The 23,877-nt window shown below is 65.6% G+C and carries 22 protein-coding genes; 15 read left to right on the top strand and 7 right to left on the bottom strand.

Annotated elements, in window-relative coordinates; genetic code table 11:
- The first annotated feature begins 20 nt into the window (after nt 1-20).
- Both glgC and glgA read left to right on the top strand, forming a co-directional pair.
- On the top strand, nt 21-1,289 hold the full coding sequence (gene glgC / locus PAF12_RS10040) for a glucose-1-phosphate adenylyltransferase (protein ID WP_271106794.1): 1,269 nt from the start codon (nt 21-23) through the stop codon (nt 1,287-1,289).
- Nucleotides 1,286-2,758, top strand: a complete 1,473-nt coding sequence (gene glgA / locus PAF12_RS10035; RefSeq protein ID WP_271106793.1) for a glycogen synthase GlgA — start codon at nt 1,286-1,288, stop codon at nt 2,756-2,758. The genes glgC and glgA overlap by 4 nt, the downstream gene beginning before the upstream one ends.
- A gap of 22 nt (nt 2,759-2,780) precedes the next feature.
- Here glgA and hrpB read toward each other — a convergent pair whose 3' ends face one another.
- Nucleotides 2,781-5,183, bottom strand: a complete 2,403-nt coding sequence (hrpB, locus tag PAF12_RS10030) for an ATP-dependent helicase HrpB (protein ID WP_271109685.1) — start codon at nt 5,181-5,183, stop codon at nt 2,781-2,783.
- A gap of 124 nt (nt 5,184-5,307) precedes the next feature.
- Here hrpB and PAF12_RS10025 point away from each other — a divergent pair, with 124 nt between their 5' ends.
- The 4 genes from PAF12_RS10025 to PAF12_RS10010 all read left to right on the top strand — a co-directional run bounded on the left by PAF12_RS10025 (nt 5,308) and on the right by PAF12_RS10010 (nt 9,735).
- Nucleotides 5,308-6,687, top strand: coding sequence for a YcjX family protein (locus PAF12_RS10025; protein WP_271106792.1), 1,380 nt, complete (start codon nt 5,308-5,310; stop codon nt 6,685-6,687).
- Nucleotides 6,684-7,790, top strand: coding sequence for a YcjF family protein (locus PAF12_RS10020; RefSeq protein ID WP_271106791.1), 1,107 nt, complete (start codon nt 6,684-6,686; stop codon nt 7,788-7,790). Before PAF12_RS10025 ends, PAF12_RS10020 begins: the two co-directional genes overlap by 4 nt.
- 68 nt (nt 7,791-7,858) lie before the next feature.
- On the top strand, nt 7,859-8,980 hold the full coding sequence (locus PAF12_RS10015) for a Ppx/GppA phosphatase family protein (RefSeq protein WP_271106790.1): 1,122 nt from the start codon (nt 7,859-7,861) through the stop codon (nt 8,978-8,980).
- Nucleotides 8,980-9,735 carry an RlmE family RNA methyltransferase gene (locus PAF12_RS10010; RefSeq protein ID WP_271106789.1) on the top strand — a complete coding sequence of 252 codons (756 nt, stop codon included), beginning with the start codon at nt 8,980-8,982 and terminating at the stop codon, nt 9,733-9,735. Before PAF12_RS10015 ends, PAF12_RS10010 begins: the two co-directional genes overlap by 1 nt.
- Before the next feature lie 19 nt (nt 9,736-9,754).
- On the opposite strand, the gene miaA is transcribed toward PAF12_RS10010, so the two are convergent.
- Nucleotides 9,755-10,648, bottom strand: coding sequence for a tRNA (adenosine(37)-N6)-dimethylallyltransferase MiaA (gene miaA, locus PAF12_RS10005; protein WP_271106788.1), 894 nt, complete (start codon nt 10,646-10,648; stop codon nt 9,755-9,757).
- Between the two features lie 80 nt (nt 10,649-10,728).
- Here miaA and pyrH point away from each other — a divergent pair, with 80 nt between their 5' ends.
- Complete coding sequence (gene pyrH, locus PAF12_RS10000; RefSeq protein ID WP_271106787.1) at nt 10,729-11,496, top strand: UMP kinase; 768 nt, start codon at nt 10,729-10,731, stop codon at nt 11,494-11,496.
- Here pyrH and PAF12_RS09995 read toward each other — a convergent pair.
- The 3 genes from PAF12_RS09995 to PAF12_RS09985 are packed head-to-tail and all read right to left on the bottom strand — an operon-like array spanning nt 11,453 to nt 14,705.
- Complete coding sequence (locus PAF12_RS09995) at nt 11,453-12,826, bottom strand: cytochrome P450 (protein ID WP_271106786.1); 1,374 nt, start codon at nt 12,824-12,826, stop codon at nt 11,453-11,455. The two genes, pyrH and PAF12_RS09995, sit on opposite strands and share 44 nt — an antisense overlap.
- Nucleotides 12,823-13,992, bottom strand: a complete 1,170-nt coding sequence (locus PAF12_RS09990) for a hypothetical protein (protein WP_271106785.1) — start codon at nt 13,990-13,992, stop codon at nt 12,823-12,825. The genes PAF12_RS09995 and PAF12_RS09990 overlap by 4 nt, the downstream gene beginning before the upstream one ends.
- On the bottom strand, nt 13,992-14,705 hold the full coding sequence (locus PAF12_RS09985; protein WP_271106784.1) for a DUF599 domain-containing protein: 714 nt from the start codon (nt 14,703-14,705) through the stop codon (nt 13,992-13,994). The genes PAF12_RS09990 and PAF12_RS09985 overlap by 1 nt, the downstream gene beginning before the upstream one ends.
- An 85-nt stretch (nt 14,706-14,790) precedes the next feature.
- Here PAF12_RS09985 and PAF12_RS09980 point away from each other — a divergent pair, with 85 nt between their 5' ends.
- From PAF12_RS09980 to gluQRS, 7 genes are all read left to right on the top strand, one after another.
- The gene (locus tag PAF12_RS09980) at nt 14,791-15,033 is read left to right on the top strand and encodes a YdcH family protein (protein ID WP_271106783.1); all 243 of its coding nucleotides are present in this window, start codon (nt 14,791-14,793) and stop codon (nt 15,031-15,033) included.
- A 1-nt stretch (nt 15,034) separates the two neighbouring features.
- The gene (locus PAF12_RS09975; protein ID WP_271106782.1) at nt 15,035-16,489 is read left to right on the top strand and encodes an FAD-linked oxidase C-terminal domain-containing protein; all 1,455 of its coding nucleotides are present in this window, start codon (nt 15,035-15,037) and stop codon (nt 16,487-16,489) included.
- Nucleotides 16,479-17,519, top strand: a complete 1,041-nt coding sequence (locus PAF12_RS09970; RefSeq protein WP_271106781.1) for an FAD-binding protein — start codon at nt 16,479-16,481, stop codon at nt 17,517-17,519. The genes PAF12_RS09975 and PAF12_RS09970 overlap by 11 nt, the downstream gene beginning before the upstream one ends.
- The gene (gene glcF, locus PAF12_RS09965) at nt 17,516-18,817 is read left to right on the top strand and encodes a glycolate oxidase subunit GlcF (protein WP_271106780.1); all 1,302 of its coding nucleotides are present in this window, start codon (nt 17,516-17,518) and stop codon (nt 18,815-18,817) included. The genes PAF12_RS09970 and glcF overlap by 4 nt, the downstream gene beginning before the upstream one ends.
- A 191-nt stretch (nt 18,818-19,008) precedes the next feature.
- Entirely contained in the window at nt 19,009-19,467 is a 459-nt protein-coding gene (locus PAF12_RS09960) for an Hsp20 family protein (RefSeq protein WP_271106779.1), read from the top strand.
- Nucleotides 19,468-19,759: 292 nt separating this feature from the next.
- Entirely contained in the window at nt 19,760-21,094 is a 1,335-nt protein-coding gene (trmFO, locus tag PAF12_RS09955) for a methylenetetrahydrofolate--tRNA-(uracil(54)-C(5))-methyltransferase (FADH(2)-oxidizing) TrmFO (RefSeq protein WP_271106778.1), read from the top strand.
- On the top strand, nt 21,076-21,918 hold the full coding sequence (gene gluQRS / locus PAF12_RS09950) for a tRNA glutamyl-Q(34) synthetase GluQRS (protein ID WP_271106777.1): 843 nt from the start codon (nt 21,076-21,078) through the stop codon (nt 21,916-21,918). The genes trmFO and gluQRS overlap by 19 nt, the downstream gene beginning before the upstream one ends.
- 298 nt (nt 21,919-22,216) lie before the next feature.
- Here gluQRS and hisI read toward each other — a convergent pair whose 3' ends face one another.
- On the bottom strand, nt 22,217-22,576 hold the full coding sequence (gene hisI / locus PAF12_RS09945) for a phosphoribosyl-AMP cyclohydrolase (RefSeq protein WP_271106776.1): 360 nt from the start codon (nt 22,574-22,576) through the stop codon (nt 22,217-22,219).
- A 58-nt stretch (nt 22,577-22,634) separates the two neighbouring features.
- On the opposite strand from hisI, the gene PAF12_RS09940 reads away from it, so the two are divergent.
- Nucleotides 22,635-23,099: an iron-sulfur cluster assembly scaffold protein gene (locus PAF12_RS09940; protein WP_271106775.1), complete on the top strand. Its 465-nt coding sequence runs from the start codon at nt 22,635-22,637 to the stop codon at nt 23,097-23,099.
- Between the two features lie 86 nt (nt 23,100-23,185).
- Here PAF12_RS09940 and ssb read toward each other — a convergent pair whose 3' ends face one another.
- Entirely contained in the window at nt 23,186-23,695 is a 510-nt protein-coding gene (ssb, locus tag PAF12_RS09935; RefSeq protein ID WP_271106774.1) for a single-stranded DNA-binding protein, read from the bottom strand.
- Between the last annotated feature and the right edge of the window lie 182 nt (nt 23,696-23,877).

The raw sequence follows: 23,877 nt of genomic DNA, 5'->3' as shown, positions 1-23,877 counted from the left end.
CAGCTTGGGGGGATACTGGAATGACCTTGCACAGACCAAACCGTCTTTCATCGCGGGCCATGGCCTATGTGCTGGCCGGGGGGCGCGGTTCGCGGCTGAAGGAGCTGACCGACCGGCGCGCCAAGCCTGCGGTCTATTTCGGCGGCAAATCGCGGATCATCGATTTCGCCCTCTCCAATGCGCTGAACTCCGGCATCCGCAAGATGTCGGTGGCGACGCAGTACAAGGCCCACAGCCTGATCCGGCATCTCAACCGGGGCTGGTCCTTCTTCCGGCAGGAGCGGAACGAGTTTCTCGATATTCTGCCCGCCTCGCAGCAGATGGACGGCGAAAGCTGGTATCGCGGCACTGCCGATGCGGTCACGCAGAATATCGCCATTATCGACAGCTACTATGTCGACTATCTCGTCGTGCTGGCCGGTGATCACATCTACAAGATGGATTATGAGCTGATGCTGCAACAGCATGTCGAAAGCGGCGCGGATGTGACCGTGGGTTGCCTGACCGTGCCGCGCAGCGAGGCGTCTGCCTTCGGCGTCATGGACACGGATGAGGCGGGGCGCATTGTGTCTTTTCTTGAAAAACCCGCCGATCCGCCGGGAATGCCGGACGACCCGGACTCGACGCTCGCTTCGATGGGGATCTATGTCTTTGACTGGAAGTTCCTGCGCGAATTGCTGCTGAAGGACGCCGAGGATCCGAATTCCAGCCATGATTTCGGCCATGATCTGATCCCCTATCTTGTGAAGAACGGCAAGGCGGTCGCGCATCGCTTCTCCGACAGTTGCGTGCGCAGCGCGCCGGATGCGCCGGTCTACTGGCGCGACGTGGGGACAATCGACGCGTTCTGGCAGGCGAATATCGACCTGACGGATTTCTCGCCCGAGCTTGACATCTATGACCGCGACTGGCCGATCTGGACCTATGCGGAGATCAATCCACCCGCCAAGTTCATCCATGACGACGAGGACCGCCGGGGCCACGCGATCAGTTCAATGGTGTCTGGGGGCTGTATCATCTCTGGCTCGGAGGTGCGTAATTCGCTGCTGTTCACCGGGGTGAAGGCGAACAGCTATTCCTCGCTGAAATCGGTTGTGGCCATGCCTTATGTGAATATCGGTCGCCGGGCGCAGCTGACCAATGTCGTCATCGACCGGGGCGTCGAGATCCCCGAGGGGCTTGTCGTGGGCGAAGATGCCGATGAAGACGCGAAATGGTTCCGCCGGACCGAGAACGGTGTCACGCTGATTACGAAAGAGATGATCGATCGCAGGGAAGCCCAAAAATGAGCAAACCGGCCCGCAAGGTCAGCGCCGCGCCGCCCGCCCCGCCTGCCGGAACGGTGCTGTCCGTGGCCTCCGAATGCGCGCCGCTGGTCAAGACCGGCGGGCTGGCGGATGTCGTGGGCGCACTTCCCGCTGCGATGGCTCCGCTTGGCTGGGAACTGCGGACGCTTATCCCCGCCTATCGCGGGCTGAAAGAGCGGCTGGACCGGGCGGAAAGCCTGTGGCGCGATGACGATCTGTTTGGCGGCCCGGCGCAAGTGCTGGCAGGCAGGTCCGCCGGTCTGAATCTGCTGCTGCTGGACGCCCCCCATCTGTTCGACCGCGCGGGCACCCCCTATCTGGACGAGGCCGGGCGGGACTGGCACGACAACCCGCTGCGCTTCGCGGCGTTAAGCTGGGCAGCAGCACGGATTGCGCAGGACGGGCTTTCCGATGGCTGGCGTCCCGATCTGATCCACGCGCATGACTGGCAGGCTGGTTTCGCGCCGCTCTGGACGCAAGGCGCTACGCCCTCGGTCATGACGATCCACAATATCGCCTTTCAGGGCATCGCCCCTTCCAGCATGCTGTCCGAACTGCGCCTGCCGTGGGACCGTTTCAATCCCGACGGGTATGAGTTCTGGGGCAATATCAGCGCGCTCAAGGCCGGTCTGGTCTCTGCCGATGCGATCACGACCGTCTCACCGACCTACGCCACGGAGCTGACGACGCCGGAATTCGGCTTCGGCCTTGAAGGGGTGATCCGCGCGCGGGCGGATGTCTTGTCCGGCATTCTCAACGGCGTGGACCGGCAGGCATGGGATCCGGCGACCGACGCTAATATCGCCGCGAATTATTCAGCCGGTGATATGAACGGCAAATCCCTCTGCGCCGCCGCACTGCGCGAGGAATTCGGGCTGGACGCTGCGGACGGGCCGCTTTGTATCGTGGTCAGCCGCCTGACCCGACAGAAGGGGCTGGACCTGTTGCTGGAAAGCCTGCCGGTGCTGACCGGGGCAGGCGGCCAGCTCGCCCTGCTCGGCACGGGGGAGGCGGATTTGCAGGACGGCTTCCAGCAGGCCGCCGCGCGTGATCCGGGCCGGATCGGGGTCAGGATCGGCTATGACGAGGCGCTTGCGCATCGCATGTTCGCCGGTGCTGACGCGGTCCTTGTGCCGTCGCGGTTCGAGCCGTGCGGGCTGACGCAGATGTACGGCCTCGCTTACGGAACGCTGCCGCTGGTCGCGCGGACGGGCGGGCTGGCTGATACGGTGATCGACGCCAATGACGCGGCGCTGCGTGCGCAGGTGGCGACCGGGCTGCAATTCGCCCCCGTCACAGCCGAGGCATTGTCGCTGAGCCTGCGCAAGCTCTGCACGCTGTTCCAGCGGTCCGGGACATGGGCAAAGATGGTTCAGCGGGCGATGGCGCATCCGGTCGGATGGGACGCCTCCGCGCGCGACTATGCGAGGCTTTATGAAAAGCTGACCTGACGCGGATTGCCCCCGCTTTGGGTTATTTCCCCCGCGGCTTCGCGCGCAGCGTCGGATCGGCCTCGGTCGGGTCTTCCGGCCAAGGGTGTTTCGGGTATCGTCCGCGCATCTCCTTGCGCACCTCCCCGTAAGACCCGGACCAGAAACCCGGCAGATCGGTGGTCACGGCAATCGGCTTTTGCCCCGGCGACAACAGGGTGATGCGCAGCGGTTGCTGGCCGACCGAGGGATGGGCGGTAACGCCGAACAGCTCTTGCAGGCGCAGTTCGATGGATGGCGTCTCGGCGTCGTAATCAATCGGCACCTGTCGGCCCAGCGGAGTGGTGAAGCTGGCGGGGGCGAGCCGGTTCAGCGTCTGCTGCCCCTCCCACCCAAGCAGGTTCATCAGCGGCTGCGTCAGGTCGAGCGCCCTGATGTCGCCCCGGTTCCGAACCTTGCCCAGAAACGGCATCAGCCAGTCGCCATCCGCCAGCAACGCCTCGTCAGAGACATCCGGCCCGTCCGGCATCAGCCTGATCCGCGCCCGCAGCCGCCCTGCTTTCTTGGTCCAATAAAGCCCTTCGGCCCGAACCCCGTCCCAGGCCGCAAGCGCCGTCGCTTCCTCATCGGGCTCTTCAAGCGGCCGCTCCGCCAGTGTCAGCGCGCCCAGCTTCTCACGCTCCCGCGTCAGGATGCGGCCTTCGCGCGCGGACCATTCAATCGCCGCAACCGTCATGATCCGATCCGCGAAAAGCGCGCGCAGATCGGCTTCGGAGACGGGCAGGGCCAGCCGGATGCGCGATTCACGGCCCTCGCCATCCAGATCGGTGACGACGATCAACCGCTCGGCCCCCATCTCGTCACCATCGGGCAGAACCGCGCCGCGCCCGCCGGACAGCAGATAGCGCGGCTGATCGCCCGGACGCCGCAGCCCGATCCGGTCGGGATAGGCAAGCGCGGCCATCGCGCCGGGCGCCATTGCGGAAACGTCAGAGGTCATCCGCCGCAGCCGCTTCGCCTCCTGCTTCAACCGTTCCAGAGCGCTGCGCGCAGGACCATGCCGCGCCGGTTCCCGCATCGCCCGCAACCGCCGGGTCAGATCCGCGCCCGCGCCGCGCAGCGGATCGCGATCCTCGATCAGCGCGGCCAGATCCGCCGCCTGACGGCCCGCGACCGCCAGCATATGCGCAATGCGCGGATGAACCGGCAGGGCGGCCAGTTCACGGCCATGCGGCGTGATACGGTTCTCGCCATCCAGCGCGCCCAGATCACGCAGCAAGGCCCGCGCCTCCGCCATCGCGGCCTCCGGTGGCGGGGTCAGAAAGGCCAGATCGCCGCCGTCACTGCCCCAATTCGCCAGTTCAAGCGCCAGCCCGGTCAGATCGGCCACCATGATCTCCGGCGGCGCAAATTCCGGCAGCGCGCCTTCCTCGGCCCGTGCCCACATCCGGTAGCAGATCCCGGCAGAGACACGGCCTGCGCGACCCCGCCGCTGCTCGGCCTCGGCGCGCGAGACCTTCTCCGTCACCAGCCGCGACATGCCTGAGCCCGGATCGAACCTTGCCCGTCGCGCGCGTCCGCAATCGACCACCACCTTGACGCCGGGAATGGTCAGCGAGGTTTCCGCAATCGCCGTCGCCAGCACGATCCGCCGCGTCGCGCCGGGCGGGGCGAGTGCTGCCCGCTGCGCTTTGAAATCCATTGCCCCGTAAAGCGGCGCGATCTCGACCGGCAGATCGGACAGGCTGGCAGAGACCCGCCGGATCTCGCCTTCGCCCGGCAGAAAGGCAAGGATCGTGCCGCCGGGATCGTCGCGAGTGTCCGCCTCCGCCTGCGCGATCAGCTTCGCGGCCTCCAGATCGAAGCGGGTCTGACCGGGCAGTGGGCGGGCGAGATAGCGGGTCTCGACGGGAAAGGCGCGGCCCATGCTTTCGATCACAGGCGCATCATTCAGAAGCGCCGCCACCGGACCCGCATCCAGCGTGGCCGACATGACGACGATGGCCAGATCGTCGCGCAGCGCGCCCCGCGATTCCCATGTCAACGCCAGCCCCAGATCGGCATTCAGGCTGCGCTCGTGGAACTCGTCGAAGATCACGCAGCCGATCCCCTCAAGCGCGGGGTCCGATTGCAGCATTCGGGTCAGTATCCCCTCGGTGACCACCTCGATCCGCGCCCCTGATACGGCCTCCCCCCGGATGCGGAACCCGACATCGCTGCCGACCTTCTGACCAAGCCCGGCGGCCAGACGCTCTGCCGCGGCGCGTGCGGCCAGACGGCGCGGCTCCAGCATGATGATCCGCCCGGCGATCTGATCCATCAGCGCCAGCGGCACCCGCGTCGTTTTGCCCGCACCGGGTGGCGCGATCAGCACCGCGCGGCCATGGGCACGCAGCGCGTCTTTCAGTGCAGGTAGGGCGTCGTCGATAGGAAGGCGTTCCGTCATGCCCGCTTTATCGCCTGCGCCAGAACCGCCCGCCAGCGGAAATCCTTGAACCAGGGCCATCTGTAGCCGATATGAAACCCTGCGCCGGGTCAGCAAGTTAACCCGGACATAACATGGCAGGCATATGGGCATATCCGATTTTACCGATGGTTTGATGCGCGGGATTGGGATGGGCGATCCGGTGATAAGGCTCGGCGTGACCGGGTTGAGCCGGGCCGGCAAGACCGTGTTCATCACCTCGCTCGTGGCCAATTTGATGGATCGCGGGCGGATGACGGCGCTGCGCGCGGCGGCGGATGGCTCGATCAAGGCGGCGTGGCTGCAACCCCAGCCCGACGACACCGTGCCGCGTTTCGAGTATGAACGGCATCTGGCGGCATTGACCGGTCCGGACCCGCACTGGCCCGAAGGCACCCGCCATATCTCTCAGCTTCGCCTGTCGCTCAGGGTGCAGCCCGGCGGCATGTTCGGCGGGTTTCGCGGCCCGCAGACGATCCATCTGGACATTGTCGATTATCCCGGCGAATGGCTGCTCGATCTGCGCCTGATGGAGCGCAGCTATGACCAGTGGTCGGAGGAGGTTCTGACCCGCATGCAGGGCCGCCCCGGTGCGGATGGCTATCTGGAGACGCTCGCTGAAACCGATCTGTCGGCCCGGTTCGACGAACAGACCGCGCAGCGGCTCGCCGCCGCCTATACCGCCCATCTGAACGAGGCGCGGGAGGCCGGGTTTTCCGACTGCACGCCGGGGCGGTTCCTGCTGCCCGGCGAGATGGAGGGCTCGCCCGCGCTGACCTTCGCCCCGCTGCCGCTGACGGAAGGCAAGACGCCGCTGCGCCGGGAGTTCACGCGGCGCTATGACGCCTATAAATCGCGGATCGTGAAACCGTTTTTCCGCAACCACTTCTCCCGCATCGACCGGCAGGTGGTGCTGGCCGATGTGCTTGGCGCGATCCATGCCGGTCCGCAGGCGCTAGAGGATCTGCGGCGGGCGATGGCGGATATTCTGTCGGCCTTCAATCCGGGCCGCACCGGCTGGCTGAGCCAGCTTCTCGGGCTGCGGCGGGTGGATCGTATTCTTTTTGCCGCGACCAAGGCCGATCACCTTCATCACAGCCAGCATCAGCGGCTGACGAATATCGTGACGGCCCTGCTGCGCGAGGCGCGTGACCGGGCCGATTTCGCCGGTGCCCGGACGGAGGCGATGGCGATTGCCGCGCTGCGCGCCACGACTGAGGACGTGATCCGGCAGAATGGCGATGAACTGCCCGCTGTGCGCGGCACGCTGATGGATGGCAGGCGGGCGGCGTTCTATCCCGGCGATCTGCCCTCCGATCCCGCAGCACTGCTGGTTCCGGCGCGGCAGGGTCAGGCAGAATGGCTCGACGGGGATTATGCGATCATGAATTTCCGACCCGCCGCCGATACCGCGCGACCCGGCGACGGTCCGCCCCATATCCGCCTTGACCGCGCGGCGGAATTCCTGATCGGAGACCGCCTGTGACCGAAAACCGCCGCCAAGGCCCCGTGCTCATAGAACTGGATGACGACCCCACGCCGCCCGAGCGTGACGCCGCCCCGCGTCATGCGCCCCGCGACGAGGCGCATCAGGCGGGCCTTAACCCCGCCGACGCCCCGCCAATCGAGGATGATCTTCCGCCGCTGCCTGATCCCGGTACGATGGCGATGGTGGCGCGGCTCGCAGGTCGTGGTCCCTCGCGCCTGACCCGGTTTTTCTTCAACTCCGCCGTGGCGCTTTTCACCTTCCTGCTGTCGGTCGCCGCGCTGAACTATATCGCGCGGCTGATGGATCGCTGGCCGGTGCTGGGCTGGATCGGCGTCGGGCTGTTCGCGCTGTTCACGCTCGCCGTGCTGGGTATGGCATGGCGCGAATATCGCGCCTGGGGCCGCTTCGCCCAGATCGACCAGATCAACCGTGATGCCGGCAAGGCGATGGCGGAGGCGGATCTGACCGCGGCGCGCAGCGTCGTTCAACGACTGGACCGGATCTATGCCGAACGGCCGGAGGCGAAATGGGGCCGGACCAGGCTGGCCGAGCGCGGGCCGGATGCGCTTGACGCCGAAACCCTGCTGACGCTCGCCGAGGCGCAGCTTCTGGCGCGGCTGGATCAGGAGGCGCGGCGCGAGATCGAGGCCGCGTCGAGGACCGTCGCTGCCGCGACCGCGCTGATCCCTCTGGCTTTCGCGGATGTGGCGACGGCGCTGATGGCCAATCTGCGGATGATCCGGCGCATGGCGGAGATCTATGGCGGGCGCGCCGGTGCGGTCGGCGGCTGGCGGCTGGCGCGGACGGTGATGACGCATCTGGTCGCGACCGGAGCGGTCGCAGCGGGCGACGATCTGGTCCACACGCTGGCCGGGGGCGGGCTGCTGGCGAAACTCTCCCGCCGCTTTGGCGAGGGCGTGGTGAACGGGGCGTTGACCGCCCGTGTCGGGATTGCGGCAATGGAGGTCTGCCGCCCGCTTCCCTTCATCGCCCAGCCACGGCCGAAAGTCGGCAATATCATGTCACGCGCCTTGACCGGGCTGTTCGGAAATGACGGCACGGAAAGCCGTTCCACCCCCGATGACGCGTCACCTGACTGAACCAACCCCTTGAAGCGACGCGGCTCGCCCGCTACCTTTATATTAACTTGATATCGGAGGGCGTGACGATGGCGCCCAGGCGTCCCGCGGGTGCGGACGCGTTCCCGAAACAAAAGGTTGAGCCGTCAGGCACCCGCCAGTCCGAATCCGGGCCGCTTTATGCGGCGTTGGATTTGGGAACAAATAGTTGCCGGATGCTGATTGCCCGCCCTACGGGCAGTCAGTTTCAGGTCATAGACAGCTTCTCGAAGCCCGTTCAGCTCGGTCACGGGCTGGAGGCATCGGGAAGGCTGTCGCGTGCGTCCATGTCGCGGACGGTCCATGCCTTGCAGGTTTGCCGCCGCAAGCTGGAGACGCACAAGGTCCGCAATATGCGCCTCGTCGCGACGGAGGCCTGCCGCCGTGCGCGTAACAGCCGCGATTTCATGCGCATGATTCGCCGTGACACCGGCCTGCCGATCGAGATCATCGGCGCGGAGGAGGAGGCACGGCTTGCCGTCATCTCCTGCGCACCGCTGGTCAATCAGCGGACGGATCAATTGCTGGTGGTGGATATCGGCGGCGGTTCGACGGAGCTGGTCTGGATCGACCTGTCCGGCGTCGATCCGCGCGAACGCTCACGCGCGATCATGAAGCTGGGCGACAGTTTCACCCCGACGGAATCGGGGGGCGCGCGGGTGGTCGACTGGATCAGCGTGCCGCTTGGCGTCGCGACATTGCGCGATCAATTCGCGGATGTGGTCGACGATGCCGGACGTTTCGCGCTGATGAGCTGGTATTTCGAAGAAATGCTTGCCGATTTCGCCCCTTATGCGAAGGGCGCGCCGGATCGGGGCTTTCAGATCATCGGCACATCCGGGACGGTGACCACGGTTGCCGCCAGCCATCTGGGGCTGAAACGCTATGACCGGACCAAGGTGGACGGGCTGACCATGACCTCCGCCCAGATTGACGCCGTGATCCAGCGTTACCTTGCCCTTGGGCCAGAGGGCCGCCGCGCCGATCCCCGCATCGGGCGGGAGCGTCACGCGCTCATCATGTCCGGCGCGGCGATCTTGCAGACATTGATGCGGATCTGGCCGACGCGGCGGCTGTCGGTGGCAGATCGCGGCCTGCGTGAAGGGCTGCTCTATTCCCAGATGGTCCGGGATGGCGCGATTTCAGATGACGAATTGAACGGGGTGGCCTGATGGCGAAGAAACCGGGCGACCGGGTGCGCAAATCCTCTGGCCGGGGGCAGCGCGATCTGCGGGTACGGGTGAAATCTGCGCGCGGGCGCAAGCTCAGCTCGACCCTCTGGCTGGAGCGGCAGCTGAACGATCCCTATGTCCAGCGGGCAAAGCGCGAGGGGTTTCGCGGGCGCGCGGCCTATAAAATTCTGGAGCTGGACGATAAATATCGCTTCCTCGTGCCCGGTGCACGGGTTGTCGATCTGGGCTGCGCCCCCGGCGGCTGGCTTCAGGTCGCGGTGCCGCGCATCAATGCGCTTGGCGACAAGGGCGGCAAGGCGCAGGGGCGTATCATCGGCGTCGATTTGCAGGAGGTCGATCCGATCCCCGGCGCGGAAATCCATCAGCTCGACTTTCTGGAGGAAGGTGCCGACGACAAGGTGAAGGCATGGCTGGGGGGGGAGGCTGACGTGGTGATGTCCGACATGGCCGCCTCGGCCTCGGGCCACAAGGGCACCGATCATATCCGCATCGTGGCACTGGTGGAGGCTGCGGCGCAGCTTGCCTTCGACGTGCTGTCACCGGGCGGGACATTCGTCGCCAAGGTGCTGGCCGGCGGGGCGGAGCAGGGGCTGCAGGCCATGCTCAAGCAGAATTTCGACAAGGTCGCGAATGTGAAGCCGCCAGCGTCCCGGTCGGATTCGTCCGAAAAATTCGTCGTCGCAATGGGATTTCAGGGCAATCGCGGGGCCTTCGGGGCGGAGGAAGATACCTGATCCGGCTGTCGCCGAGCGTTCAGCAGACGACTGGCCCGACCCGCAACGCCTCCCATTGCTTCATCTTGCTGCGGAACCAGATCCGCTGCGATTTCGCATATTGCCGTGTCGCGATGACGGCCCGGTCCTTCGCCGTGGCTTCGTCGATATCGCCGCGAAGATAGGCCGCGATCTCCGGCGCGCCGATGGCGCGGGTCCATTGTGCACGCTCGTTCCACTGCGGCAGCATCGCCTCGACCTCCTCGACCGCGCCCTGTTTCCACATCTGGTGAAACCGCTGCTCAATCCGTGTCGACAGCCAGTCGCGGTCCGAGGTCAGCACCAAGGGCTGCACCTGATCGGACGGCATCAGTGGCGGGGGCGTGTCTTTCTGCCAGTCGGCAATGCCGCGCCCGGTCGCCTCCAGCACCTCCCAGGCACGCTGGACGCGGGCGGGGTTGTTGGTGTCGATTTTCGCGCGGGTCTGTGCGTCCAGAGCCGCGACCATATCGTGCAGCCCGCCATCGGCCAGCCAGTCGTCACCACGGCTGCGGATTTCTGGCGGCACGGGCGGGATATAGGCCAGCCCCTCAGTCAGCGCGGTCAGATACAGCCCGGTGCCGCCTGCGATAATCAGACGCCCCTCAAGTGCCGCCACCTCGTTCAGCCAGTCCCCGACCGAATAGGCCCGGCCCGGTTCGACGTGACCATACAGCACATGCGGTGCCGCCACCTCGTCCGCGGCATCGGGCCGCGCCGTCAGCACCCGCCAGCAGGACCAGATCTGCAGCGCATCGGCGTTGACCACCGTGCCGCCCTGCTCCTCTGCGATGGCGAGCGCCAGTGCCGATTTCCCCGCAGCCGTCGGTCCGGCGATCACGACATGGCGCGCCGGGTCGATCCGATCCAGAAAATCTGCCTTCTTCAGCCCCATGCTGACCCTTTCGACCGGTTGAATCCGATCCCCTTTTGCGACATTTTGCGCCGCAGTTGAACCGCTGGAAGGGCAGGCCGATGAGCGAAACCGAAACCAAAACCCCGACCAGCTATGATCGCGTCATGCTGAAGATCTCTGGCGAGGCGCTTATGGGCGATCAGGGCTTCGGTCTGCATCCGCCCACAATCGCCCGGATCGCCGATGAAGTCGAATCGGTTCACGAAATGGGGGTCGAGGTCTGCATGGTCATCGGCGGCGGCAATATCTTCCGTGGCCTGCAAGGCAGCGCACAGGGGATGGAGCGGACGACGGCGGATTACATGGGCATGCTGGCGACGGTCATGAACGCGCTCGCCATGCAATCCGCGCTTGAGGCAAAGGGCATCCACACCCGCGTCATCACCGCCATCCGCATGGATGAGGTTGCAGAACCCTATATTCGCCGCCGCGCCGTGCGCCATCTGGAAAAGAAACGGGTCATCATCTTCGCCGCCGGCACCGGCAATCCGTATTTCACCACCGATACCGCAGCGACGCTCCGCGCCTCCGAAATGAACTGCGAGGCGATCTTCAAGGGCACCAAGGTCGACGGGATCTATGACAAGGACCCGAAGAAATTCGACGACGCCAAGCGCTATGAAGAAGTCACCTATGACGAGGCGCTGCAGAAAAATCTCGGCGTGATGGATGCCTCCGCAATCGCGCTGGCGCGGGACAACAAGCTGCCGATCATCGTGTTCTCGCTGGACGAACCGGGCGGGTTCCGCGGCATTCTGGCGGGCGAGGGCACCTATACCCGCGTCACCGATGGCCGCTACCAGCCTTCGCGCGAGGTGAAAGCCTGATCCTGATCCCGTCCCGCCCGCGCACCGTCAGCCGGGCAACGGGAACCGGCGGCGTCCCGGTCGGCTCCAGCCGGTATTCGCGCAGGATCATCGACAGGATCAACGGCCCTTCGATCATCGCGAATCCCGCACCGGGGCAGACCCGCGATCCGGCGGAGAACGGGATATAGGCCTGCCGCAGGCACTCCTTGCCGTTCTGCGTCTGCCATCGCGCCGGGTCAAAGCCGTCAGGATCGTCCCAGAGCCGCGCGTGACGGTGCAGATGCCACGGGGACAGCACGATCTGCGCCCCTTTTGGCACGTCACGGTCGCGGAACCGCTCCGGGCAGGTCGCCTCGCGCACCATCATTGGCACCGGCGGGTAAAGCCGAAGCGCCTCGCGATACACATCCCGGCTGAGCTTCAGCCGCGAAATCGCTGAGAAATATGGCACTTCCGGGTCAATCTCCGCCTGAGCCTCGGCCGCCACGCGCTCCTGCCAGTCGGGATTGGCCGCCAGCAGCCACAGCGCCCAGGCGAGCGAGGACGCACTGGTCTCATGCCCGGCCAGAAAGAAGATCGCCACCTGATCGACCATTTCCGGCGGGCTGAAACACTCGCCCGTCTCCGGGTCGGGGGTGGTCATGATCTTCGTCGCCAGATCGTCGGGCGCGGTGCCATCGGCAATGGCACGGGCGCGCGCGGCCACCAAGGTCTCGATCAGCCCGCGAATATGACGCGCCGTGGCCTTCGTGCGCCGCGAATGCGGGCGCGGCATCCATCCCGGCAGGGGGATCAGCGCGGCCATATTGACGATCGGCTGTGCGTCCTGATGGGCACGGAAAGCGGAAAAAACCTCCGCCGCCACCTCATCCTCGATCGGGATCGAAAACAGCGTGCGGAAAATCACGTCGGCGGTCACATGCGATGTCACCGGCTCGATGTCGATCTCCCCCGCCTCGGGCAATCGCGCGACACTCGCCTGACCGGCATCCCAGATCTGCGGAAATATCTCGCGCAGCCGCCCGCCCTCGAAAGCCGGGTCGATGATTCGCCGCTGATGCTGCCATTCCTCGCCGTTGGTGACAAAGACCGAACGGCCCAGAAGCGGCGCCAGCCCCTCGCGCAGCCGGTTCGATTTCGGGAAATCATCGGGCCGCTCGCGCAGCACCAGCGAGACGAGTTCCGGGTCGTTGCAGAAGAAACTATGGATCGGGCCGCTGCGATACTCCGCCATCCACGCCCGGTACAGCTTGCCCGGCAGCGCCGATAACAGGTCTTGCCGGAAGGCGCGGATATAGCGCCGGATGCTGCCCTTGCCCTCCGTCGTTGCGGGTTTGGGCGGGATCACGGATAGCCCCAGCGGTTGACGGGTGCGGCGATCCGCCCCGGCGAATGGGCGCGGTCCTGAAAGCGTTCTGAAAGCGTCATTGGTCCTGAAGTAATCTGGAAGTAATCATATTTTCCGGGCCGGTCGAAAGCGCAGAGATACTGAAAATGCAGTCGAAACCAACGTCCGCGCAATTCCGCCAGTTTCCCGGCGGACAGGGTTTTTGTAAATGCGGCAGAAATGACCAGCGGACCGCCGCCACCCTCCGGCACGCAGCGCGACACCGCCACCGGATCGCACAGCCCGAAGCTGCACGCATCGCCCGGTGCCGTCACATCCAGCCAGAATATCTCCGACGCCGCCAGATCGTGAAGATCGCGGCGGAGCGCGCGGGCGGCAGGCAGAAACGACGCCATCGGCACGACATGACCAAGCGTGAGGAGCGAGATTTTTCCGTCCAGCCGTCCCTGCCGCGCCAGTTCCGCCAGCACCGACACCGCGATATACGCGCCGGAGCTGTGCCCGATCACCAGCACCTCGTCCCAGTCACCGGCGGCCACCTCGCTGACCCGGTCGGAAAACTGCCGGATGCGGGTTTCAAGCGCGGGCGGATAGGCCCCGCCATTCTGTGCCGTGAAGGCGTAATCATGCATCAGGTAATAGGCGAAGATCCGGCCATCCAGCTTCCGCCATTGCCGCAGGCCAAGGAGGAACACGCCTAGCGCCACCGGTACCCCCAGCCACCAGCCCGCGATGAGCGCGATCAGCCACCCTGCCAGCCACCCGGCAAGCGTGGCAATCACCGCCTGGATCAGCAGCGCCATGATCGGATAGAGCGCCGCAAGCACCGGGCCCCGCCTCAGCCGCATCAGCCGCCAGAGCGCGCCCGATCCGATATAGGCCCATGCGGTTCGGGCAAGCTGGGCATAGGTTGCCGCAATCGACTGCCCCATCGAGCCCGCGACGATGTCGGACCAGACCAGAACCTCGAATTCCGCTTCCGCCTGTCGGCCATCGGTGACGGTCACCGCGCCCCAGCCGAACCCGGTCCGATCAGCCCGCGGGCCGGTTTTCAGGTGGTAGCCGGAGATGTCCGCCTGCGCCGCGCCCTCGCGCCGGAACAACTCCCGATAACGGCGCGGCGGAATCGGATCATATCCGGGGATGTAGAGAACCCGGCGGCGCATCAGACCGGCCCGATCTCCGGCAGATCGCGCAGGATCACGCGGCGGGAGTGAGAGGCGAATTCGCGCCGCCATGTCAGCGCCAGCACGACAGTCGTTGCGAAGACCAGCCCAAGCGGCCCGATCAGCCAGCCAAGCGCGGCGAGAGCGAAATAGATATTGCGCAGCCCGATATTGTAGCTCTTGGCGGCGGAGACATTGATTTCCGCCGCCTGATGCGCGCGCGATTTCGCCAGCGGATCGTCCGCGTCATTTGGGACGGAGGCCATCATGATCGCGCAATACCCGAACAGCCGGTGCGACCAGATGAATTTCAGCAATGCGTTCGCCACGAAAAACAGCGCCGTGATGACCTTGACCTGCCACAGCACGGTCGGACCTTCGCCAAGCTCCAGCTCTCCGGCGACCTGCCGCAGCCGCTCCGGGTTGCCGACAAGCGCCATGCCGCCGCCAATGGCGATCATGCAGGCGGAGGCGAAGAATGTCGTGCCTTCGCGCAGCGTCGACAGGATCGCGCTGTCGAAGATCCTTGGTTCGCGGGTGATGAACTGGCGCATCCACTCGTGGCGGTAATTCACCATGAGAACGCTGACCGAAGGCCGGCCGGCCGGTGGATGCTGCACAAGATACCCGATCCCCAGCCACGCGACGATCAGCCAGCTCAGCGCGGCTATATCGACAGGGGTCAGAATCCAGAGATGGGCAGGTATCGACATGGCTCCATTGATAATCTCAGTCTGATGCAGTTGCCAGCCGAAGACTGCGGGACTAACTATATTGCCGATTGCAATGGAGGATCACATGGCCGCTTCACACGCCATCCACGAAGAATTCCCGAACGACGCCCAGACCATCCACGATCTGAAAACCTCGGATAATCATTTCGCCCGCCTGCTGGACGAATATGACGAGGTGAATGACGAAGTCGCGGCGGCGGAAACCCACGTCAAGCCGACGTCGGAAGAACATGAGACCGAGCTGCGCCGCAAACGCGCGCATCTCAAGGACGAGATCGCCCGGCTCATCAACGCCGCGAAGGCCTGATATGGAGATGCCGGCCCCCGATATGTCGGTCATCTCGCGCCGCGACCAGATTGCGGCACGGCTGACCGATGCATTGGCGGACCCGGCAGCGGTCATCACCGATCCGGCGGAAACGCGCGCCTATGAATGCGACGCGCTTTCCGCCTATCGCTGCCCGCCTCTGGCCGTCGTGCTGCCCTCCACCACGGCGGAGGTCGCGGCGGTGCTGCGTATCTGCCATGATGAGCGGGTGCCGGTCGTGCCGCGCGGCGCGGGCACCAGCCTCGCAGGCGGCTCCATGCCCACGGCGGATGCGGTTGTCATCGGACTGGCCCGCATGACCGATGTGCTGGAGATCAACCCGCAGGACCGGCTGATCCGCGTCCAGACCGGGCGCACCAATCTCGCCGTCACCGGCGCGGTTGCAGGGCAGGGCTTCTTCTACGCCCCCGACCCGTCCAGCCAACTCGCCTGCGCCATCGGCGGCAATATCGCCATGAATTCCGGCGGCGCGCATTGCCTGAAATACGGCGTCACCACCAACAACCTGCTCGGCGCGACCGTGGTGCTGATGGACGGCGCCGTCGTCGAGCTCGGCGGTCCCATGGGCGAAGGTGCGGGGCTCGACCTGCTCGGCGTCATCTGCGGCTCCGAGGGCCAGCTCGGCATCGTCACCGAAGCCACGCTGCGCATCCTCCCCACCCCCGAAGGCGCACGCCCCGTCCTCATCGCCTTCGACAGTGCGGAGACCGCCGGGGCCTGCGTTGCCGCCATCATCCGCTCCGGCATCCTGCCCGTCGCCATCGAATATATGGACCGCCCCTGCATCGCCGCGACCGAGGATTTCTGCGGCGCGGGCTACCCCGATTGCGAGGCGCTGCTGATCGTGGAGGTCGAAGGCTCCGCCCCCGAAATCGACGAACAACTCCGCCTGATCCGCGACATTGCCCAAGGTTTCGCGCCGCTCGAATTCCGCGAATCGGGGTCAGAGGACGAATCGCGCCGCATCTGGCTGGGCCGCAAATCCGCCTTCGGCGCAATGGGCGTCATCAGCGACTATATGTGCCTCGACGGCACCATCCCGGTCAGCCAGCTTCCCCATGTGCTGAACCGGATCGGCGAATTATCGGCCAAGGCCGGGCTGCGCGTCGCCAATGTCTTCCACGCAGGCGACGGCAATATGCACCCGCTGATCCTTTATGACGCGAACGCCCCCGGCGATCTGGAGCGCTGCGAGGATCTGGGCGCCGATATCCTCCGGCTCTGCGTGGAGGTCGGCGGCTGCCTGACCGGCGAACACGGCGTGGGCGTGGAGAAACGCGAGTTGATGACCGCGCAATACACCCCGGCGGATCTGGAGGCGCAGATGCGCGTCAAGGACGTGTTCGACCCGCAATGGCTGCTCAACCCCGCCAAGGTCTTTCCCCTGACCGTCAGCGCCGCGCGTCGCGGACAAGGGGGGCAGGATGCGGCCTGAAACCGAAAAGGAACTCGCGGCCCTGATCCGCGCCGCCACCAGCCCGGTCTCGATCACCGGCGGGGCCACCCGGCTGCGGCCCGGCGAAGGGCAGGGCAACCGCATCGACCTGCGCGCCCTCACCGGCATCACGCTTTATGAGCCGGAGGCGCTGACGGTTGTCGTCCGCGCCGGTACGCCTCTGGCGGAGGTGCAGGCGGCGCTTGCGGCGGAAAATCAGATGCTGGCCTTTGAACCCGACCCGCGCGACGGCTCGACCATCGGCGGCGTGGTGGCGGCAAATGCCTCCGGCCCGCGCCGGGTCTCTGCCGGGGCCTGCCGCGATGCGATGCTGGGCATCCGCATGGTGACAGGCGAAGGTGAGATCATCCGCAATGGCGGGCGGGTGATGAAGAACGTCACCGGCTATGATCTGGTGAAGCTGTCGGCGGGCGCGCGCGGCACGCTCGGCGCGATCACGGAAGTTGCCCTGAAAACCGCGCCGGTCCCCCCGGTCCGCGCCACGCTGCGGCTGACAGGGCTGGATGATGCGGGCGCAATCGCCGCCATGACCACGGCGCTGACCGGCCCGTTCGACGTGACCGGGGCGGGCAGGCTGACGAATGGCACGGTGATCCTGCGGCTGGAAGGGCTGGCGGGTTCCGTCGAATACCGCGCCGGTCGCCTGCGCGAGGCACTCGGTCCGCAAGCCGCGATTGAAACGGTCGAGGGCGATGCCGATTTCGCCACGCTGCGCGATTACGGACAGACAGGGGAGGCCGCGCTTTGGCGCATCGTGCTGCGCCCCTCGCAGGCCGAACCGCTGCTCGCGCAGCTTCCCGATCCGCATATCGTCGATTGGGGCGGCGCATTGATCCGGGCCGAGGCCCCGCAAGACTGGCGTCCCGACCTGCCGCAAGGCGCGCGCGCCGATTGCGAACGTGGCGCAGCGATGTCGCTGCCCGAAACCGATCCGGTCATCGCGCGGCTCAACGCCGGGATACGCGCCAGCTTCGACCCGCGCGGTCTGCTGCTTGAGGGGGCGGCATGAAAACCGAGTTCACCGCCGAGCAATTGCAGGATCCGGGGCTTGCCGAGGCCAACAAGATCCTGCGCGCCTGCGTGCATTGCGGTTTCTGCACAGCGACTTGCCCGACATTCCTCATCCGGGGCGACGAACTCGACAGCCCTCGTGGCCGTATCTACCTGATGAAGGACATGCTGGAATCGGGCCGTCCGGCAGATGAGAAAACCGTCACCCATATCGACCGCTGTCTGGGCTGCCTCGCCTGCATGACGACCTGCCCGTCAGGCGTGCATTACGCCCATCTGCTCGAGGTCGGCAAGAAACATATCGAAGACACCTATCGCCGCCCCTGGCGCGACCGGGCGCTGCGCTGGATGCTGGCGAGCGTGCTGCCCTATCAGCGCCGGTTCCGGCTGGCCATGATGGGTGCAAAGCTGGCGCGGCCCTTCCGCCGCCTGATGCCCGATGCGCGGCTGCGGGCGATGCTGGACATGGCCCCGCCGTCTCTGCCGAAGCGCAGCCCGAATGACGATGCGCAGGTTTTCGCGCCGACGACTGAAAAACGCGCCCGCGTCGCGCTGATGATCGGTTGCGCGCAGCGGTCATTGAACACCGACATCAACGACGCCACCATCCGCCTCTTGCGCCGGGCCGGGTGTGAGGTGGTGATTCCGAAGGATTTCGGCTGCTGCGGCGCGATGACGCTCCATATGGGCCGCGAGGATGATGGCCGTGCCTCCGCCCGCGCCGCCATCGCCTCGCTGATCGCGGCGGATCGGGAGGAACCGCTTGATGCGGTCATCATCAACACCTCCGGCTGCGGCACCACGATCAAGGATTATGGACATCTTTTTGCGGGGGATCAGATCGAACCCGACGCGATCCGCATCGCCGCTCTGGCAAAAGACGTGACCGAATTCTTCGCCGCGAATGGCCTGCCCGAGGGGCGGGGACAGGGACAGGGGCAACCGGCCCGCGTCGCTTACCACTCGGCCTGCTCGCTGCAACATGGCCAGCAGATCAAGGCCGCGCCGCAAGGCCTTCTGCGCAAGGCCGGGTTCGAGGTGGTGGAACCCGAAAACCCGCATCTCTGCTGCGGCTCGGCGGGGACGTATAACATGCTGCAACCGGAGCTTTCCGGCGAGTTGAAACGCCGCAAGCTCGCCACGCTGTCGGCAACCGCGCCGCAGATCATCGCGGCGGGCAATATCGGCTGCATGGTCCAGATCAGTTCCGGCACGGATACGCCGGTGGTTCACACGGTCGAATTGCTCGACTGGGCGACAGGCGGGCCGAAGCCTCCGGCGGTTTCGATTAACTGACGGCACGAGATACGCTCTGCATACGCCTGAGATACGGTGTGCATACAGATTGCAGGGGGCTTCCGGCCCCCTCTTGAAACCGAAAAAATCCTTCCCAGATTCTTGTGACGGGACGCCAGAACGGGTCCTGTCACGCGCCGCCCGGGTCTCCGGGGGCATAACATAGACATCGCTTCGAAAGGATGTATGACATGCGTAGCTTTGATCGCGCACCCCTCTACCGCGCCTCGGTCGGTTTTGACCGCATGGCCGATCTTATGGACCGCGCCCTGTCCGCCGACAGCGCAACCCAGTCCTATCCCCCTTATAACATTGAAAAAACCGGCGATGATGCTTACCGCATCTCCGTCGCCGTGGCCGGCTTCACTGCAGACGATCTGAATGTCGAACTGCGTGACGGTGCTGTCATCGTCTCGGCAAAGAAAGCTGAAGAGGATGAGGACCGCACCTTCCTGCATCGCGGCATCGCCACCCGCGCCTTCGAGCGCCGGTTCACCTTGGCGGAACATATCCGCGTCGAGGGCGCCTCGCATCAGGACGGCATGCTCCACATCGACCTGATCCGCGAAGTCCCCGAATCCCTGAAACCCCGCAGAATCGCCATCGACCGTGTCGAAAACAGCGCGCGGGTCGAGAAGCTGGATTCGTAATCCGGCTTGGATGATTGATGAAAGGCGCGGGAAATTCCCGCGCCTTTTTGCCTTTCCGGCGGAGCAATATCCCCGCCCGGAATCAAGGGGCGCAGCCCCGCCGGGCAGCGTCCGGCCGCCCCCTCGGGCGGAGGCTTTGGCGCCGCTCCACGCCGAACGCCCGTTCAGCGGGATTGCACGATAAAGCGCATCGCGGCTGCCGCAGCGCGTCCACCCGGCGGCCCGACGCTGCCCGCGGTCACGCGCAGGCGTGATCTTGCACCGCCCCGCAACAAGCATTAGCTCCCCGCTCATGGAACCCGTTCATATCATCGGTGCCGGTCTGGCCGGTTCGGAGGCCGCGTGGCAGATCAGCCGCGCGGGCGTCCCCGTCGTGCTGCACGAGATGCGCCCGCATGTCGAAACCTTCGCCCACAAGACCGGCGATTTCGCGGAAATGGTCTGCTCGAACTCCTTCCGCTCGGATGACGATCAGAACAACGCCGTGGGCCAACTCCATTGGGAGATGCGGCAGGCGAACGGCCTCATTATGGCGATGGCCGACCGGCACAAGCTGCCCGCAGGCGGCGCGCTCGCCGTGGACCGCGAGGCATTTTCTGCCGATGTCACCGCCGCCCTGCGGGGTGAACCGCTGATCTCAGTCGAGACCGGAGAGATTACCGCGCTGCCCGCAGAAGGACGCTGGATCATCGCCACCGGGCCGCTGACCTCGGCGGCTCTGGGCGATGCGATCCGGGCGGAGACCGGGGCGGATGCGCTCGCCTTCTTTGATGCCATCGCGCCAATCGTCTATGCTGACACGATCGACATGGGAGTGGCTTGGCGGCAATCCCGCTATGACAAGGGCGAGACGGAGGAAGAACGCACCGCCTATATCAATTGCCCGATGACCAAGGCCGAATATGAGGCGTTCATCGACGCGCTTCTCTCCGCTGACAAGACCGAGTTTCATGAGGGTGAAACCGCAGGCTATTTCGACGGCTGCCTGCCCATTGAGGTCATGTCGGAGCGTGGCCGCGAAACCCTGCGTCACGGCCCGATGAAGCCGGTCGGGCTGACCAATGCCCATAAGCCGGATGAAAAACCCTATGCGGTCGTGCAGCTTCGGCGGGATAATGCGCTCGGGACGCTTTACAATATCGTCGGCTTCCAGACCAAGATGAAATACGGCGCGCAGACGGAAGTTTTCCGCATGATTCCCGGTTTGCAGAATGCCAGCTTCGCGCGGCTCGGCGGGATTCATCGCAACAGCTTTCTGAACTCGCCCACGCTGCTGGATGACCGGATGCGGCTGCGCACGCGGCCCAATCTGCGCTTTGCCGGGCAGGTGACGGGGGTGGAGGGCTATGTGGAAAGCGCTGCAATGGGTCTGCTGGCCGGGCGCATGGCCGCGGCGGAGGCACAGGGGCGTGATCTGACACCCCCGCCCGGAACCACGGCAATGGGCGCGCTGATCCACCACATCACCGGCGGGGCCGAAGCGAAGACCTTTCAGCCGATGAATGTGAATTTCGGTCTGTTCCCGCCGGTTGAGGCCAAGGGTGGCAGGCGGGGCCGCAAGGACCGCTACCCGGCCTATACCAACCGCGCCAAGGAAGATTTTTCGGCATGGCTGGCGGGCGCGTGACGCGCACCCGCTTTGCGCCTTCGCCCACGGGGCTTTTGCATCTGGGTCATGCGTTTTCGGCGCTCGTCTCGGCGGCGGAGGCCAGCCCCGGTCAGTTCCTGCTGCGGATCGAGGATATCGACCGTGACCGCTGCAAGCCGGAGTTCGAGGACGCGATTTTCGAAGATCTGGCGTGGCTGGGGCTGGCGTGGCGTCAGCCGGTGATGCGGCAATCCGAGCGGATGGAGATTTATCAGGATGCGCTTGGCTATCTGGGCGATCTCGGCGTGACCTATCCCTGTTCCTGCACACGCGGGGACATTAAATCGGCGTTGTCGGCTCCGCAGGAGGGTGCGCCCGTCCACGGGCCGGACGGGCTGATCTATCCCGGCACCTGCCGGGGGAGGGCGATGCGGGATCTGCGTGAGGGCGATGTGATCCGGCTGGATGCAGGCCGTGCCTTCGATCTTTTGCGCGACAATATGCTAAGTTTTCGAGACGGGCGGGTGCATGTGCTTGGCCGTGACGGTTTTCTGACCGGGATCGGCGACGTGATCCTCGCGCGGCGCGGGATGGGCACGTCCTATCATCTCTCCGTGGTGCTGGACGACGCGGCGCAAGGGATTGATCTGGTGGCGCGGGGGCAGGATCTGTTCGAGTCGACATGGATCCATGTGCTGTTGCAACGGCTGCTGGATCTGGAGACGCCGGACTATCATCATCACCGGCTGATCCGGGACGAAGATGGCAAGCGCCTCGCCAAGCGCGACGATGCGCGGAGCCTGCGGGAACTGCGGGGGCAGGGGATGAGTGCGGGGGATATTCGCCGGATGGTCGAGCTTTAGTCTAGGCCGGGAGACTTACGGACCCGCTCTGCCACTCCACCCCGCTCGGTATGAAAACCCGGCCCGGAACAAGGGCGAAGCCCGCCGGGCCAGCGGCTGACCGCCCCCTGGACGGCCACTTCTGCGCCGGTCCGCGCCGGACGGTTGTTCAGCGGGGTAGCACGATAAAGCGGATACACCAAGCGCTGGCAGCGGCAGCCCGCGGTCAGCCGCTGGCCCTGTGCTGGCCGGTGGCAACCGAATATTTGGCGGGCAGCCGGCCAGCCGCCATCTTTCGGCGCTGGCTACCTGCGCGGCCTCACTCCGCCATCGGTGTCATGATCTCGACCTCATTACCCTCACGCACAGCCGTATAAAAACAACTCCGCCGGTTGGTATGGCAGGCAGGTCCGGTCTGGCGGACCAGCACCAGCAGGCAGTCGCGGTCGCAATCGACCCGCATCTCGACCAACTCCTGCACATGACCCGAACTTTCGCCCTTCACCCAGAACGCCTGCCGGGAGCGGGACCAGTAGGTCACCCGCCCGGTCTTTTGCGTGCGCGCCACGGCCTCCGCATTCATCCATGCCATCATCAGCACCTCGCCGCCTTCGGCGTCCTGCGCGATGGCGGGGATCAGCCCATTGGCGTCGAAGCGGAGCGTTTCAGGGTCGAACATCGGGTTTCCTTTCCGGGTTGCGATCCCTATCTAGTCGTGAAGCCAAGCGGGGAAAACCATGTCCGACGCCGATATGATGCAGCTTTATTCTAAGCGGATCCTCGCGCTCGCGGCGGATATTCCGCATCTGGGCCGGATTGCCGACCCGCAGGGCAGCGCCAAGAAACGCTCGCCGCATTGCGGCTCGACGGTGACGGCGCATGTGCGGATCGAGGACGGGCATGTCGCCGCATTCGGGCAGGAGGTACGGGCCTGCGCGCTCGGGCAGGCCTCTGCGGCGGTACTCGGGACGCATGTGATGGGCGCGACGCGGGCTGAGATCGCGAGGGGCGAAGCGCAACTTCTCGCCATGCTGAAAGAGACGGGGCCGGTCCCGGACGCGCCGTGGGATGGGCTGGAAGTGTTGATCCCGGCGCGGGACTATCCGAACCGCCATGCCTCGATCCTGCTGTCCTGGCAGGCGGTGCTGGCGGCGATTGATGCCGCAGAAACGCAGCCGGAAAGCCGCGCAGCCGGGAACTGACGCAGAAGGCTTTGCGGCAAGAAAAAGGGGCGGTCAGCCGCCCCGTTCTTTCGTCTAAGCCATGACGGCTAAAGAGAAACCGCGCCTCAGAACGGGATCTCGTCGTCGAAATCCGAACGACCGCCGCCGCCGCCCTGATTGCCGCCGCCGGAGGGGCCGTCCCCGTAGCCGCCATCATTGCCATAGCTGCTGCCGCCGCCGAATCCGCCGCCGGAGCCACCACGTCCGCCGCCGCCACCTTCGCCGCGCCCATCCAGCATGGTCAGTTCGCTGCGATAGGGGCGCAGCACCACCTCGGTCGAGTAGCGGTCCTGACCCGACTGGTCCTGCCATTTGCGGGTCTCAAGCTGGCCCTCGATATAGACCTTGCTGCCCTTGCGCAGATATTGCTCGGCCACGCGGGCCAGCGGTTCTGCGAAGATCGCGACGGAATGCCACTGGGTACGCTCCTGCCGCTCGCCGCTATTGCGGTCCTTCCATTGCTCGGACGTAGCGATGCGCAGGTTGACCACCTTGCCCCCGTTCTGGAACGTGCGGACCTCCGGGTCCTGACCCAGATTCCCGATCAGGATCACCTTGTTGACGCTGCCTGCCATCTTCATCCTCTCAACTGATATGAGGCTGGTCTAGCGCGCGCGGCCCGTTACGGGCAAGGGGGGATGAGAAACAGGCCCCGAACGGACAGGGAATTCCCCGCCACTGGGCATGAGCGAAATGCCGCCGATCCCGAAGGCAGGGGGACCCCCGCAGAGACGTTACTGGCGATCCGGGCGGTTTC

This window comes from Paracoccus sp. SCSIO 75233, assembly GCF_027912675.1.
Lineage (GTDB): Bacteria > Pseudomonadota > Alphaproteobacteria > Rhodobacterales > Rhodobacteraceae > Paracoccus.
Note: the sequence above shows the minus strand (reverse complement) of the source record. Positions and strands in the feature narration are given on the sequence as shown.